The sequence below is a fragment of the Empedobacter sp. UBA2044 genome, from assembly GCF_002333005.1.
Taxonomy (GTDB): Bacteria; Bacteroidota; Bacteroidia; order Flavobacteriales; family Weeksellaceae; genus Empedobacter; species Empedobacter falsenii_B.
This window is the reverse complement of record NZ_DDBA01000028.1, coordinates 76,026-92,088: the sequence shown is the minus strand read 5'-3', so window position 1 is coordinate 92,088 and position 16,063 is coordinate 76,026. Positions and strand designations below refer to the sequence as shown.

Sequence of the window (16,063 nt, the reverse complement as noted above, 5' to 3'; positions counted from 1 at the left end):
AAAAAAACCACTTCAAACGAAGTGGTTTTTTTTGTGTTATTTATTTTTGTTCTCCCAAAAAGTAGCATTTTTAATTCCGATTTCTGTAGGATTAAAATCAGGATTTTTAATTCCTTTTTTACGTTTGTCTTTATAATCTTTCCAGACCTTAAGCCCAACTCCGCTTAATAATAAAATAGCAATAATATTTACCCAAGCCATCAGACCAACACCAATATCTCCAATTGCCCAAGCAGTTTCAGCAGTTTTGATTGTTCCGTAATACGTAGCACCTAAAAAACAAATACGTAAAATCCATACATATACTTTTCTATTTCCTTTCTTGAAAATGTATGTAATATTCGTTTCAGCATAATAGTAATAAGCCATAATCGTTGTAAAAGCAAAGAAAAACAAAGCAATCGCAACAAAACTATTTCCGAATGAAGGAAAATGACTTGAAACAGCTGCTTGCGTAAAACCTGTATAATCTACTCCAGGAAGATTTTGAGTAATGAAACTTCCCGCTTTTTCTGGGTGATTCACATTGTATTTTCCTGTAAATAAAATCATAAAAGCAGTTGCAGTACACACAAATAATGTATCGATGTAAACAGAAAAAGCTTGTACCAAACCTTGTTGTGCAGGATGGTTTACTTCCGCAGCCGCAGCCGCATGAGGAGCAGTTCCTTGACCAGCTTCGTTAGAATAAATTCCACGTTTTATTCCCCAAGCAATTGCAGATCCAAAAACACCACTATAAAGTGATTCTTGATTGAAAGCTGATGAAAAAATTAATCGTAAAACTGATGGAACTTGATGGATATTCATTCCAATAATAATGATTGCCATTAAGATGTAAGCGCCTGCCATAAAAGGAACGATAAATTCAGAAGCTTGTCCCAAACGTTTTACACCTCCAAAAATAATCAAGGCTAATAATCCAATAATGACGAATCCTACAATGTTGATTGGAATTCCTACAAAATTATAAATAGGAATATCAAACGCGTTATTCAAAGCAGATGAAATACTATTCGACTGAACGCCTGGTAATAATAATCCACAACTCATAATTGTAATGATTGCAAACAAAACCGCGTACCATTTGATTCCTAAACCTTTTTCGATGTAGTATGAAGGACCTCCACGATATTCTCCATCGATTTCTTGCTTGTAGACCTGTCCTAATGCAGATTCTATGAATGCAGATGCACTTCCTAAAAATGCGATAAACCACATCCAAAAAATTGCTCCAGGGCCTCCCATTGCGATTGCGGTTGCAACACCAACAATGTTTCCGGTTCCGACACGACCAGAAATTGCTAAAGAAAAAGCTTGGAAAGGAGTGATTCCTTTGTCCGATTTTTCGCCACTAAATAGCAAGCGAACCATGTCTTTTATGTAGACTATTTGTAAAAATCCGGTGCGAATAGAGAAGTAAATTCCTGTTAAAGCGCAAAGTCCAATCAAGGCATATGACCAAACGTAGCTACTTATTAGATTGATGATATCATCCATTTGAGTAAAAAATTTTGTTCTTGTGTTTATTTGTGGTGCTAAAATGCTAAAAAAATCTTAATTATAAGATTTAATCTGTTTATTTATTCGAAAAAATAAATACAAGCAAGAATTTTATTCTAAATTTTGAAGATATATTATTTAAACCTTTAGTTTGATAAAAGGTGTGTAATTGGTTAAATACAAATAAAAAAGGTTGCAAATTACTGTAACCTTTTTCTGTTTTTTTATTATGATCGAATGATTTTTAGTTTTGCAAAATTTAAGAGTAATTTTTTTTCTCCTGCATTATCAAAATGAATAATTGCTTTCATATCTGATGGTTCTCCTTGCAAATCTTTCACAATTCCTCGTCCAAAACGATCGTGAACAACAACTTGACCAACTTGCAAACCTTGTGCATTTGCTGTTGATGAAGCGTTACTTTTTGTTTGATTTACTGGTTTGAAATTTGACCTTGGTTGAGCTGGTTCTACACGAGCTCTTGGATTTGGTCTTGCAACTGATTTTTCTCGTTGTTGATAGTTTTGTGGTGTTGGTTCATCTCCAAATAAATCAGCCGATAATCCACTATTATTAGAAGCTCTTGCAGAAATATTCAGATTTTTCCATTCTAAGAAACTATCATCAATTTCTTCTAAGAAACGAGAAGGTTCACAATCGATAATTTTTCCCCAACGAAAACGTGAAACAGAATAGGTCATATAAGCCACTTTCTCAGCGCGTGTTAAGGCAACATAAAATAAGCGACGTTCTTCTTCTAATTCAGCGCGCGTGTTAACACTCATCATAGAAGGGAAAAGATTTTCTTCTAAACCTGCAATAAATACAACAGGGAATTCTAAACCTTTTGCTAAGTGGACCGTCATCAAATTGACCTTATTATCGTCATCTTCTTCGTTATCCGCATCAGTTGCCAAAGCAATATTTTCTAAGAAACCACCTAAAGAAGCATCTCCTTCGTCTAATTGTTGTTGTTCTTCGACATAACCTTGGATCGAATTTAACAACTCTTGAACGTTCTCTAAGCGAGAAACACCTTCTGGTGTAGAATCTTCTTTCAACGCATTCAACAATTGTGTTCTTTTAGCCATTTCCATTGTTACTTCATACACATCATGTGATTTTAGCATCACTTGGAAACGCTTAATCATCAACACAAAATCATTCAATTTGTTTGATGTTCCTGCATTTATTCCAATGGTTGGAGCATACATCGCAATATTTTCAATCAAAGAAAATAAACTAATTTGATGTTGATCTGCCGCAACCAAAAGTTTTGAAATAGTCGTTTGACCAATTCCACGTGCCGGATAATTGATTGTTCGCAATAAAGCTTCTTCATCATTTTGATTAATCAATAATCGCATATAACCAACCATATCCTTAATCTCTTTGCGTTGATAGAAAGATGTTCCGCCATAAACACGGTACTGAATTCCTCTTTTTCTCAAGGCTTCTTCTAACGCACGAGATTGTGCATTGGTACGATAAAGAATAGCAAAATCTTTTGGTTGAAGATGTTCATTTATCTGTCTTTCCCATATCTGCGTTGCAATATAACGCGCTTCATCAGCATCAGAAAGTCCACGATAAACGGCTATTTTTTCACCAGTTTCATTCGCAGTCCAAACATTTTTTTCTAATTGATCTTGATTTTGTTTGATAATCTGATTCGCAGCTTCCACAATCATTTGCGTCGAACGGTAATTTTGTTCCAATGGATACAATTTCGCATCAGGATAATCGGATTTGAATGATAAAATATTTCGAATATTTGCACCACGGAAAGCATAAATAGATTGCGCATCATCACCAACTACACATAGGTTTTCGTAACGAGAAGCCAATGCTTTTACAATCAAATATTGAGAATGATTGGTATCTTGGTACTCATCTACCATAATGTATTTGAAACGTTCTTGATATTTTGCTAAAACCTCAGGAAAACGCGTCAAAATTTCGTTGGTACGCAACAATAAATCATCAAAATCCATTGCACCAGATTTGAAACAACGATCTACATAAGCTCTGTAAATATCACCCATTCGAGGGCGCATTGCTTCATTATCTGCTTCAATTAAAGCTTGATTATTGTGATAAGCTCTAACTGTAATCAAGTTATTTTTGTATTGAGAAATACGTCCCAAAACTTGTTTTGCTTTGTAAATATCTTTATCTAAATGCATTTCGTTAATAATCTTTGTCATTACAGAAACTGCATCTTGTTGATCGTAAATTGTAAAATCTGATGGATAACCTAAAAGCGGAGCTTCAACACGTAGAATACGCGCAAAAACAGAGTGGAAGGTTCCCATCCAAAGTGCTTTTGCATTCGCTTCACCAACCACATGTCCGATACGTTCTTTCATTTCTCGGGCAGCTTTATTGGTAAATGTTAAAGACAATATATTGAAAGCATCAACTCCTTTATTTAGTAAATGAGCAATGCGATAAGTTAACACTCTCGTCTTTCCAGAACCCGCACCCGCAATTACCATTACTGGACCTTCGGTAGCTTCTACAGCCAAACGCTGTGGTTCGTTCAGTTTTTCTAAATAATTTTCTTCCATCGTGTGCAAAGTTAACCTTTGTGGTGTAAAGGATAAAATAATTTTGAAAGATTATACGTTTTCTTATATAGATATATTGTTAATTATACGTTGTTATAAAGATTTACTATCAAGAGATAGAAAAAACGTACGAATTGAAAGTTGTTTCGTTACATTGATAAGGAAATATTCTGTATATTTACACAAATTTTTTATATGACAGACGAATCAGTAAAATCAAGTAATTACGAAATAGTAAAGCAAGTGTTTACGAATTTTTTGGAAGACAATGGACATCGTAAGACACCTGAACGTTATGCTATTTTAGAGGAAATTTATTTTACAGATGATCATTTTGATATTGATATGTTGTATATCAAAATGAAAAATAAGAAATACCGCGTTAGTCGTGCTACTTTATACAATACTATCGAGCTTTTGATGGAAGCAAAATTGGTGCGTAAACATCAGTTTGGAGATCAACAAGCGCATTACGAAAAATCATATTTCGACAAAAATCATGACCATATTATTTTGTCTGATACAGGAGAAGTATTGGAGTTTTGTGATCCAAGAATCCAATCTATCAAACAAACGATAGAAGATATTTTTGATATCAAAATTGATAATCATTCATTATATTTTTACGGAACTCGTAAGAATAAATAACCTTGATTTTATAAAATCAAAAGACCTTTTACGATTTCGTAAAAGGTCTTTTTTGTTATTTTTAATTAGAAAATTGATCTAACAAATCAAAAGAAGGAACAAAAAATAAAGTTCCAGTTTTAGCTTTACTAAAATCTAATATTCGATCATAGTTTCCGATAGGTTCACCAACAAACATGCGTTCTAACATTTCTTCTACAATGCTAAACTTTCTAGCATAAGCAATAAAATAGGTTCCCATTTCATTTGTCGACATATTTCCAAAAGGCATATTATCGCGAACAATTTTTTTGTCATCTCCAACATTTGCTAATGCAGAATGTGAATTCGAGGGTTTTTCATCGTCATTCATTTCAATATCATCAACTTTAGATCTTCCAATTACTTTTTCTTGTTCAGAAATTGGTAAATCTTTCCAAGCTTGCATATCATGAATGTATTTTTGCACAAATAAATAACTTCCATTTGTATAAGCAGAATCTTCATTGCCAATCAAACCAAAATTTATTCTTTCGTTACCTTGTGGATTTTCAGTTCCATCAACAAAACCTAAAATACTACGACCATCCCAATATCTAAAACCATGAATTTCTTCTTGACAAGTAGCAACATCATTCAATAAATCAGTCAAATTAGAAACAATATCAACGCAATAGCTTTGTTGCGTAGAGCGGATATGAAAATGAATATCGCCTTTTGTAGAAACGGCTTCATGCTTTTCTCCTTTAATGGCAACAAAAGGTTTTAATTCTTTCGGCAAAGGTTTTGGTAAATTTAATTTTATCCAAGCATCGTAACTAATTCCTAAAATAACGCTCGATTGCGTTTTCGGAAAACGTGTATTGGCTGAATGATTGAGATTGATAATTAAAGCGCAAAGCTTTTTGAAAGCATCTTTGTAAGCAGTATTTTCCTTAAAATTCCAAACCATAAAAATAGTATTGGTGTTTGGACTGTCTAATACATTTTGATATTGAGGCATTTAATAGATTTATAAAATTGAATATGAAGTTAAGAATTTTAAAACTGAATTTGATGAATAATCGTTATTTTTTTAATTAAATTAAGACTTGAAAATCTATCATATTGATTAAAATATTATGAAAATTTTAAGTATTAAAGCACGTTTTAACGTAATAATTAATTTTTAGGACTAAAAAAATAATACTAATTTTGGCTAGCACTTTTTTGAAGTGAAATAGAGATTAAATAAAAATAATAAGTAATTGTTAATTAATTATATAAATAGAAATAAAACAGGCTTGAAAGTTGCTTTTTTACTTTCATGTTTTATGACGATAAGTGCTTTTGCGCAACAGAAACCTAAAAAAGAAAAAGTTAATCTAAGGCATGCTGATTTAGTAGAACATGATCCGAAACGTTTTGAGGGAAATGATTTTTTATCAGGAAATGTTGTAATCGAATATAAAGGTGATGTAATTTCGGCTGATAGTGCGGTTTTGTATCGTGATAAAAACTTGGCTGTTGTTTGGTCGAATGCACGTTTGGTGAGCAAAGACAAAACAATTACGGCGCATAAAATGGAGTATGACGGAAACACAACAATTGCAAAAGCTTTCAAAGATGTGGTGTTGACTGATCCAAGTTCTCGTATTACGGCAGATTATATGGATTATAATCGTACAACCGAGATTGCGACTGGTATTGGGAAAGTAGAAGTGAAGATACCTACGCAACAAATAAGTTCTGAGAAAATGATTTACGAACGATTGACAGGAAATATTATTGTAAATGATACTTACAAAACAATTGGTTCTGATGGAACTTTAGTCGAAGGACGAAATGTTGTGTATAATGTAAAGTCTAAATCGGCAAATTTTGGTTCAGAAGTTTTTATTACGAATAAAGATTATACGATTTATTCGAGAAAAATGACGACGAATGATATTACGGGAATTACAACTTTCCGCGATTATTCTAAAATTACACGTCGAAATGATCCATCACAATATATCATTACTTCGGATGGAGATTTTAATAAAAAAACAGGTGAAGCTTGGTTAAGAGGAAATTCAAAAGTTTATTATCAAAACAAAACGTTGACGGCTAAAAAACTTTATTTCAACGATAAAACAGGTTTTGGTAAAGGTGAAGGCGATGTTTTTTTGGATGATCCATTAGAAAAAAGATTTTTGAAAGGTGATTACGGAGAAGCTTTTAAATACTTAGATTCGGCTTTTGTAACGAAGAACGCGTATGCTGTGAAAGCGTTTGATAAAGATTCGCTTTACATAAGTGCTGATACGTTGTTGGCGGTAAAACGTCACGATGTTGATTCGACTTCATTGGTGAAAGCTTTTCATAAAGCGCGTTTTTACAAATCGAATGCGAACGGAAAAGCAGATTCTTTGGTGTACAATCAAACTAAAGGATTGATGCAATTTTACAAAGATCCAATTTTATTTTCTGGTGATAACCAAGTTACAGGAGATTATATCGAAGCGTATACAAATGCGAAAACAGAAAAATTAGACTCGATGAAAGTGTTTAATAATGCTTTTGTGATTGCTAAAGTGGAGTCGCTTGTGGAAAATGAATATCATCAAATCAAAGGAAAATATTTAACTGTTCTTTTTCAGGATGATAAAATTGATTTTATAAATGTAGAAGAAAATGCTGTCGCGTTGACGTACATGGATGATACGGATCAAAAAACGAAAGTGAAAGAACGTTATGGAGTTAATATTTCTTATTGCGGAATTATAGAAGTTGATGTTGTAGGAAAAGATGTTGAATTGGTTGCATGTCGCATAAAATCGGACGGAAAAATGTATCCATTGTCTAAATTTCCTGAAGAAATGCGTTATTTACCCGATTTTAAATGGCGAATTTCTGAACGATTAAACACTTGGCGAGATATTTTTATCGAATCGAAATAATCTTTTCATAAATTAATCGTTTAATTTCTAAAACTTTAAATGAAAACTACATCTATCATATTATCTATTCTATTATTATCAAGTTGTTATACTTACAAAGCTTTTGATCCTGACGAATATGCTTTGGAAATGTCTAAAGGCAATAATCAGACGGCTAACTCTAATGAAAGAAGTCGTTCCAGAGCTGATATTGCTGAATTGAGAAGAGAACGCAAAAGTCCTAATGAAAATGCAATTAGTTCATCTCTTTCAGAAAGTAAAGAAAAATTAGCTGCATTAAAAGCTAAAAAACAAGAGAATAAAGAAGAGAAAGTAGCGATAGATCCTTCTACAATTAATATTTCGGATGTTATCAAACCCGATCAATTTTATAAAGTAGATGCGCAAGGAAAAGAATATACAATAGAGGCAAAGCAATGGAAAGCTGATACCTTATATGCTGTTGTAAAAGGAACAGAAAAAGAATTGAAGTTTCATAAAAATGATATTTCATCGTTCAAAATAAGAAAATTTTCGAAAGGTAAATCAGATGCTCTTACTGTTGCAGCGTATGCAATGGGCGGTGCAGCTGTGCTTTTTTTATTAAAATAAAATGGGAACATTAAAAGAAGGATTTTTCAAATATCAGGCGCAAACAACAAATTTTGCATCTGGTTTTGAAGTCGATTACGCAAAGGGCTCTTATATCTATGGAAAGGATGGAAGAGCCTATCTTGATTTTGTGGCTGGCGTTTCGGTGAATACACTTGGACATAGCCATCCGCGTATCAATCAAGCGATTATAGATCAGGTAAACAAATATATGCATGTCGCTGTTTATGGTGAATATGCGCAAGAAAAACCAGTCGAATTATGCAAGCGATTGGTTGATTTAACACCAGAAGGATTGGATCAAGTTTATTTGGTGAATTCTGGAACAGAAGCGATTGAAGCTTCGCTTAAATTAGCGAAACGTTTTACAGGTCGTCGTCAATTGATTTCTTTTCGTAATGCCTATCATGGGAATACACATGGTTCATTAAGTGTTTCGGGTGATGAACGTAAGAAAGCTGCTTTCCGACCATTGTTACCAGAAGTTTATTTCATCGATTTTAATAACGAAGAAGATTTACAAAAAATTACCAAAGAAACGGCTGGTGTTATTGTAGAAAGTATTCGTGGTGCTTCTGGTTTTAGATTACCAGAAAATGATTTCTTTATCAAGTTGAAAAAGCGTTGCGAAGAAGTTGGTGCATTATTGATTATGGACGAAATTCAGCCAGGATTTGGACGTACAGGGAAATTGTTTGGTTTCGAGCATTTTGGTGTTGTGCCAGATATTGTGGCAATGGGAAAAGGTATGGCAAGTGGTTTACCTGTTGGTGCGTTTATGACTTCTGATAAAATTATGAGTTCTCTTAAGCAAAATCCTCAATTGGGACATATTACGACTTTCGGAGGAAATCCTGTGATTGCAGCTGCAGCTTTAGAATTACTAAATGTTATAGAAGAAGAGAAATTAATGGATGATATTGATCGTAAAGAACAATTATTCAGAGAAAATCTTCAGCATCCAAAAATTAAGAAAATTCACGGAAAAGGTTTGATGTTAGCTCCTGAGTTATCATCGCCAGAATATACGTTGCGCGTTCAGCAAGAATGTATGAATAGAGGCTTGATTCTTTTCTTTTTAATGTATAGCATCGAGAATTTACGAATTACACCGCCAATTAATATTTCGGATGAAGATATTATAAAAGGTTGTGATATCTTAAAATCTGTATTAGACGATTTAGATTAAATTTTAATAAACAAAAAAGAGAATCATAATTGATTCTCTTTTTGTTTAACTCTTTCTTCCATACAACAATATTCTCTTAAAGGAATAAATTGCAGGAAAAGTCTTATAATATTTCTTAATTCTCGTTTTAAATTCTGTCGTAAATAATTCTTGATGTTTAGTCGTTAAACGCTCCATATAAGGAATCAAAGCAGAACCAGAAATGAAATTATAAAATTCTGTTTCGTCATTTCCGTAAATTGGATAAACTTTCATGTTTATGTTCAAATCCTTCAATCCATTATCAAATATGATTTTCGCATAATCATCTATCGTTAACAAAGGAGAATCTCGATGAAAATTATTCAAATAATCCGCAAAAGGTTTTTCTCGTGCTAAATCACTCAAAATAACATTCAATACATTATCTTTTTGACAAGGCATTTGCACTGCAAATTGTCCATTAACATTCAGTTTTGAGATTAATTTAGGAAACAATTCTTCATGATTATCCGACCATTGTAACGCTGCATTACTAAAAATTAAATCCCAAGTTGTATCTGAATTTGCAAAATTTTCAATCGTTTGTTGTTGAAATGTAAGATTGGCTAAATCAAATTCTTTTGACTTTTCGAGCATTTCCTTAGAAGAATCAATTCCTAAAAAATTAGCATGTTCAAATTTATTAGCGAGAATTGCTGTTTGTTCGCCAGTTCCACAACCTACATCTATGCAATTTTTCAAATTATTAGTAGAAATTAAATCCGCTAAATCATAAAAAGGTTGATAACGAATATTTTTGAATTGATTATATCTTTCGGGATTCCAAGGCATTTTATTGAGTTTTGAATGTGATTAAAGTTAATGAAATTTTATAATACTTAATCCACTGTGTATTTTGAATAAAAATTTGTCAGTTCGAGTGATTTGAAGAAATGAAATGAATAAAAATTCTAAAAGAATTTTACTCGAATTGACGGTTTAATTGCTAAAATTATCAAAATGCACAATAGGTAATATTATGATTAATGTAGTTTTTAACATATAATTATTCTAAAATGTCGTTTATTTGAATTTTGTAAGAATAAAGATGAGTCAAGAATTAGAAACTATTGCAGATTATTATAATAAAATTAGTTTAGAACAAGCCGAATTGATGAATTCTGCTAACTTTGAACACGATAAAGCGCATTTTAATATTTCTTTGCGTAAATATTGTAGTTTTAAAAGTCCATATAGTCGGCGAGATTATTACAAAATCAGTTTGTTGATTGGTGAAGGAATTTTTAAATATGGAAATAATGAAAGATATATTTCTAAACCGGTTTTATTTCTTCCATCTCCGCATATTTCTTATACTTGGGAATGTAAATCGAGTTTGCAAGAAGGTTATTTTTGTTTATTCAATCAACAATTTTTTTCTGAAAATAAAGAGTTTGATGTCTTCAAAAAAACATCTTTGTTTAAAGATTGGAGTTCTCCTTTTATTGAGATTTCTGATGAACAATTGCCTTTGATTTTGTCTTATTTTCAGGAAATGTATCGTCTTAATCAATCCAATTATCAATTGAGATATTTTAGTATTCGTAATCATTTATCTGCTATTTTTCATTATGTTTTAGAACAAAAAGTTGATGAAATACATGCGGTTGAATTGCCATCAAATGTGAGATTGTATAAGAAGTTTGATGAATTATTAAATAAACAATTTCCACTAGATTCACCTGCTCATCCACTTATTTTGAAAACACCCGCTGATTTTGCAACGAAATTAAATATTCATGTAAATCATCTCAACTCATCTGTGAAATCTGTAACAAAACAAACAACGACACAAATTATTAAACAGAAAATAGTTGAAGAAGCTAAAAACCTGTTGTTGTATACTGATTGGGATATTGCGCAAGTTGGTTATACATTAGGTTTTGAGGAACCTGCTCATTTTAATAATTTTTTTAAAAAACATACTTTAACTTCTCCATTAAAATTTAAACAAGAAAATTAATTTATTTGATTTTTGTAATTTTTTATTTGTCTTTTTTAATTCCTCAATTTCACATTCATTTTACTTTTGCATAGTAAAAAATGATTTATGTTGAGAGAAGCATCAGAAAAAAGGAAAAAAATTATAAGTATACTTGGTTTCTTTTCGATTCCAATTTCGGGATTTGTAACAGATATCTATTTGCCGTCATTTCCGTCGATGGCAAAATCGTTGATAGTTCCAGAAAGTAGTATTCAATTAACTCTGACTTGTTTTTTATTGAGTTATGGTTTATCTCAATTGTTTATTGGAAGTATTTTGGATGCAATTGGACGATATTATCCAAAAATTGTAGCATTATTTGTCGTATTAATCACAAGTTTAGTTATCGCGAGTACAGATAGCATTTTGTTGATTTGTTTTCTTCGAATTATTCAAGGAATTTCAGTTGCGATTATTGTTATTGCAACTCGAGCACTTTTTATTGATATTCATACACCAGAAAAGGCGAAACATTATTTAGGTTATTTCACGATTGTTTGGTCATGCGGACCTATTTTGGCTCCATTTTTAGGTGGATATTTAGAAAAGTTGTTCAATTGGCATGCGAATTTTTATTTTTTAGCTATTTACGCTGCTTTAATTTTAATTTTTGAATTGATTTTTAGTGGGGAAAGTATTGTTGAAAAGACTAAATTGAATTTGAAAAACGTTATTGATACTTATAGAATGATGCTTAGCAATCAATTATTTATAGTTGGAATTATGATACAGGCTGTTGCTTATTCTATTGTAATGATTTTCAATATTATTGGTCCGTTTTTAATTGAAAATACCTATCATTTTAATTCTGTAGTGATTGGTTATTCAACTTTAATTTTAGGTTTTTCGTGGATGATTGGCGGATTTGTAGGAAAGAAAAGAATGCATCTTGACTTTAAAGAAAGTATAGCTTTACCTATTATTGTACAATTAGTTTTGATTTCTCTTTTGATTATCGCAGGTTTCTTTGTTCAAAATCTATTTGTTTTATTATTCTTTGCGTTTTTCATTCATATTTGTTCGGGAATTTTATTCACATCATTCTTTACTTCAAATATGATGGCTTTTCCTAAAAATGCTGGTGTTGCTGGTGGTTTGATGGGAGGAATGACGTATATTATTACTTCGCTTACAAGTTTTATTATCTCAAGTACTGGTAAAGTTGATACTCAAAATGGGTTAGCAATCCGATACTTTATTTTTTCATTTCTATTATCTGTAATTATTTACGTTATGTATAGAATGAAGAAATCTACACGAAAAAAAGCTATAATCGTATAATTAAATCCGAGCGAATGCTCGGATTTTTAACATATTATTTTCTTTAAATACTCTTTTAAATCTTAAAACCAAATTCTTAAGGTTTATTAAACGTTTAAATTTCTTGTAACTATTACCTTTTTTATGACTTTTAGTTAAAGCTTTCTTAATTATTAAGTAACACCATATTGTGAGGTAAAAAATAATTTTGGGTTTCAAATAAAACATATACATGAAACTTAATTTATTTCAACTATCAGCAGTTGTTTTTGTGATGGGAGCAACTACTGCAGTTTATGCACAGGGAGATTTAGCAGGTATATCGGGAAAAATTACTGATGCTAATGGTTCGGATTTGCACAATGTAACCATTGTTGTGAAAAATGAATCGACAGGATTTACAGCTTCTACGAAAACGAATGAAAAAGGAGAGTATAACTTAAAGCAGTTGCCATTAGGTTCTCCTTATACAGTTACTATTATTTCGGAAGAACATGGTGAGGAGATCTTAGAAGGATATAGTTTGAATCAAGGAGATTTAATTTGGGTTCCGTTCAAATTTACAAATGGAACGACTGAATTGAATGAAGTGATGGTAAGTGGGCAAACTTTAAAAAGTTCTATTAAACAAGTTGGTGCGTCTACTTCTGTATCGGCAAAAGATTTACAAACTTTACCTGTAAATGGACGAAATTTCACTTCTTTAATAGATTTATCTCCGTTGAGCAATGGAACAAGTATTGGTGGTCAATTATCTTCGTCTGTTGATTATACGATAGATGGAATGTCTAATAGAGGTACTATTGCAGGAGGTTCTACTTCGTCTTCTTATTCTATTTCGATGGAAGCGATTCGTGAGTTTAAAGTGGTAACAAATGAATATGATGTAACAAACGGGCGTGCTGGTGGTGGAACAATTAGTACTGTTACAAAGTCTGGGACGAATAAAATGCAAGGAAGTGCATTTTTGTATGGTCGTACAGATTGGCTTTCGAGTCCGTATGATATTCGTGGAAATAAACGAGATAATGAGTTCTCTACTTATCAATATGGTTTTTCTTTGGGAGGACCAATTAAGAAAGATAAAGCGCACTTTTTTGTTGCTTGGGATAGACAAGTTGATAAACGTCCATTATTCATTGCAAATATTAATAATGAAAGTGATGAAGCTTTATTTAATGTAACGCAATCTACTTTAGATCAATTTTTGAGCATTGCGCGTGAAAAATATGGTGTTTCGAATAATCCTCAGTTTGGATCATTTAATAAGAATAAAGATACAAATGCTGCATTTTTACGTTTAGATTGGCAGATTAATGCGAGAAATTTATTAACGCTTCGTAATAATTTTGTACATGAAAAAGATTTATTATCAGAAGGAGATAATACAACAATCAATATGTACGAATCGTATATTGATCGTAAGAAAACTGATAATAGTTTGATGTTATCGTTGAGAACTGATATTAATGATGATATTACAAATGAATTAAAAGTTCAGTATTTTTTAGAGAACCAATCTGTATTAGCATCAAAGGAATTACCAACTGCATCTATTCCGCGTGCGATTGTAGAAGGAATTAGTTCTACGATTAATGGTAAAAATCAGTTTACAAATATTCAGTTAGGTGGACAACGCTTTTCTCCAGAATGGTTTAAAGGAGATGTTGTGCAATTGGTGAATAATATTTATATCAACCGAAATAATATCAAATATACTTTTGGTGGAGATTTCTCGTATTACAGAATGGTAAATGTGTATGGTAGTGAAATGAACGGACGTTTTTATTTTACTGGTATGGACAATTTTAAGAACATGACACCTTATCGTTATGCAAGAGAGATTAGATTGACGGATGATCCTTCTACAGTTATTAATCAACTAAGTTCTGCGGTTTATGGACAAATGGAAACAGAGCTTTCTCCTGGTTTAGACTTAATGGCTGGTTTGCGTGTAGAGAATATGCAATACTTGAATGGTGCAAACTACAATGAAATTGCTGATAAACAATTGGGTGTTAGAACTGATAATAAGATTAATACGTGGCAAATTCAACCTCGTTTTCAATTGACTTGGGATGTTAATCAAAATAGAAAAGATTTCGTAAAATTTGGTGGAGGTATTTTTGGTTCTTCACTTAATCCTTATTCTATGATTAATAATATGTTGTTTGATGGGACCAAGGTTGCTGCGGTAGATATTGAAGGTGCTTTAGTGCCAACGCCAGATTTTATTGGTTATAGACAAAATCCTGATACTGCTCCGGGAAAAGATTTGTTCAATAATCCTAATATTGAAAAATTAATCACAATAAATGCGAATAGTAAAGATGCGAAAGTGCCAACGGTGTATAAGTTAAATGCTTCTTATAACCATTTTTTTAGTGATCGTTTGCGTGTAGGAATTAGTGCTTATGCTAACTGGGCGCGTAACAACTATATGTATGTGGATCGTAATATGGTTGATGAACCATTTTTTAGAATTGCAGAAGAGGCGAATCGTGGTGTTTATGTGCCAGCGTCAACAATAAACCCTACAAATGGAGCTGCCAATTGGGTAAATGGACGTAAAACGAAAGACTTGGGTCGTGTTTTAGAATTAATTAGTGATGGTAAAAAAGATCAATATGCATTTGTGTTAGATGGTACGTATCGTTATTTCAAGGATGGACAGATTTCTGTTTCATATACTTGGAATGATTCGAAAGATAATACTTCTTATAATGGTAATGTTGCGAATACAGCGACGTTGAGTTTGATGGTTGCTGAAGATCCTCGAAATTTAAGTAAAATGAATTATTCTGATACACATTTCCGTCATAAACTGGTTGTGTATGGACAATCACCAACTTTTTGGGGAATGACTGCTGGTGTTCGTTTTAGTGGAATAGGAGGAACTCGTTATTCGTTGGCAGTGAATGGTAACATGAATGGAGATTTTGTGAATTCGAATGATTTGGCTTATATCTATGATCCAAATAGTGCATCAACACCAGATTATTTAAAGAAAGGAATTCAGGCAATTTTAGATAATCCAGAAGTAGAAAAACATACAAAAGATTATATCCGCAAAAGTTTTGGAAAAATAGCAGAAAGAAATGGAGGTATTAATGGGTTTGCTGGAACGTTTGATTTGCGTTTAACAAAGAAGTTCAATATTGTTGAGAAGCATAAATTTGAAGTTGGTTTTGATATTTTCAATGTAGCGAATTTATTGAGTAAAGATTGGGGTGTTGGTCCTCGTATTGGAAAGCAAAATATTTATTCAATTAAAAGTTTTGATGCGACAGAGAAGCATTTTGTATATAATGTAAATACTAATACAGGAAAAACAAGTTATGCGTTTAGTCCTTATCAAATTCAGATAGGATTTAGATATAGTTTTTAATTATCATTT

11 protein-coding genes are annotated in these 16,063 nt (G+C 32.0%); 7 read left to right on the top strand and 4 right to left on the bottom strand.

Annotated elements, in window-relative coordinates; all coding sequences use genetic code 11:
• Positions 1-36: 36 nt before the first annotated feature.
• Together B4E59_RS04780 and B4E59_RS04775 are read right to left on the bottom strand one after the other, a co-directional pair.
• Positions 37-1,500 (bottom strand): alanine/glycine:cation symporter family protein, encoded by a 1,464-nt coding sequence (locus B4E59_RS04780; protein WP_221855076.1) that lies wholly within the window; start codon positions 1,498-1,500, stop codon positions 37-39.
• Between the two features lie 230 nt (positions 1,501-1,730).
• A complete protein-coding gene (locus B4E59_RS04775) occupies positions 1,731-4,073 on the bottom strand; it encodes an ATP-dependent helicase (protein WP_286494898.1) in 2,343 nt (780 codons plus the stop codon).
• A 195-nt stretch (positions 4,074-4,268) separates the two neighbouring features.
• On the opposite strand from B4E59_RS04775, the gene B4E59_RS04770 reads away from it, so the two are divergent.
• Complete coding sequence (locus B4E59_RS04770; protein ID WP_038331681.1) at positions 4,269-4,721, top strand: Fur family transcriptional regulator; 453 nt, start codon at positions 4,269-4,271, stop codon at positions 4,719-4,721.
• A gap of 61 nt (positions 4,722-4,782) precedes the next feature.
• On the opposite strand, the gene B4E59_RS04765 is transcribed toward B4E59_RS04770, so the two are convergent.
• Complete coding sequence (locus B4E59_RS04765) at positions 4,783-5,703, bottom strand: Dyp-type peroxidase (RefSeq protein ID WP_115000647.1); 921 nt, start codon at positions 5,701-5,703, stop codon at positions 4,783-4,785.
• 244 nt (positions 5,704-5,947) lie between these two features.
• Here B4E59_RS04765 and B4E59_RS04760 point away from each other — a divergent pair, with 244 nt between their 5' ends.
• The 3 genes from B4E59_RS04760 to B4E59_RS04750 are packed head-to-tail and all read left to right on the top strand — an operon-like array spanning position 5,948 to position 9,401.
• Positions 5,948-7,621 carry an OstA-like protein gene (locus B4E59_RS04760; RefSeq protein WP_291051735.1) on the top strand — a complete coding sequence of 558 codons (1,674 nt, stop codon included), beginning with the start codon at positions 5,948-5,950 and terminating at the stop codon, positions 7,619-7,621.
• 39 nt (positions 7,622-7,660) lie between these two features.
• On the top strand, positions 7,661-8,212 hold the full coding sequence (locus tag B4E59_RS04755; RefSeq protein ID WP_291048466.1) for a hypothetical protein: 552 nt from the start codon (positions 7,661-7,663) through the stop codon (positions 8,210-8,212).
• 1 nt (position 8,213) lies between these two features.
• Positions 8,214-9,401 (top strand): aspartate aminotransferase family protein, encoded by a 1,188-nt coding sequence (locus tag B4E59_RS04750; protein ID WP_221856827.1) that lies wholly within the window; start codon positions 8,214-8,216, stop codon positions 9,399-9,401.
• Positions 9,402-9,446: 45 nt separating this feature from the next.
• Here the strand turns inward: B4E59_RS04750 and B4E59_RS04745 are convergent, their stop codons facing one another.
• Positions 9,447-10,214: a methyltransferase domain-containing protein gene (locus tag B4E59_RS04745; RefSeq protein WP_291048463.1), complete on the bottom strand. Its 768-nt coding sequence runs from the start codon at positions 10,212-10,214 to the stop codon at positions 9,447-9,449.
• A 256-nt stretch (positions 10,215-10,470) separates the two neighbouring features.
• Between B4E59_RS04745 and B4E59_RS04740 the strand changes: the two genes are divergently transcribed.
• The 3 genes from B4E59_RS04740 to B4E59_RS04730 all read left to right on the top strand — a co-directional run bounded on the left by B4E59_RS04740 (position 10,471) and on the right by B4E59_RS04730 (position 16,054).
• Entirely contained in the window at positions 10,471-11,385 is a 915-nt protein-coding gene (locus B4E59_RS04740; protein ID WP_125349466.1) for a helix-turn-helix domain-containing protein, read from the top strand.
• 87 nt (positions 11,386-11,472) lie between these two features.
• Complete coding sequence (locus B4E59_RS04735) at positions 11,473-12,687, top strand: MFS transporter (RefSeq protein WP_291048458.1); 1,215 nt, start codon at positions 11,473-11,475, stop codon at positions 12,685-12,687.
• A gap of 211 nt (positions 12,688-12,898) precedes the next feature.
• On the top strand, positions 12,899-16,054 hold the full coding sequence (locus tag B4E59_RS04730) for a TonB-dependent receptor (protein ID WP_291048455.1): 3,156 nt from the start codon (positions 12,899-12,901) through the stop codon (positions 16,052-16,054).
• The last annotated feature ends 9 nt before the right edge of the window (positions 16,055-16,063 follow it).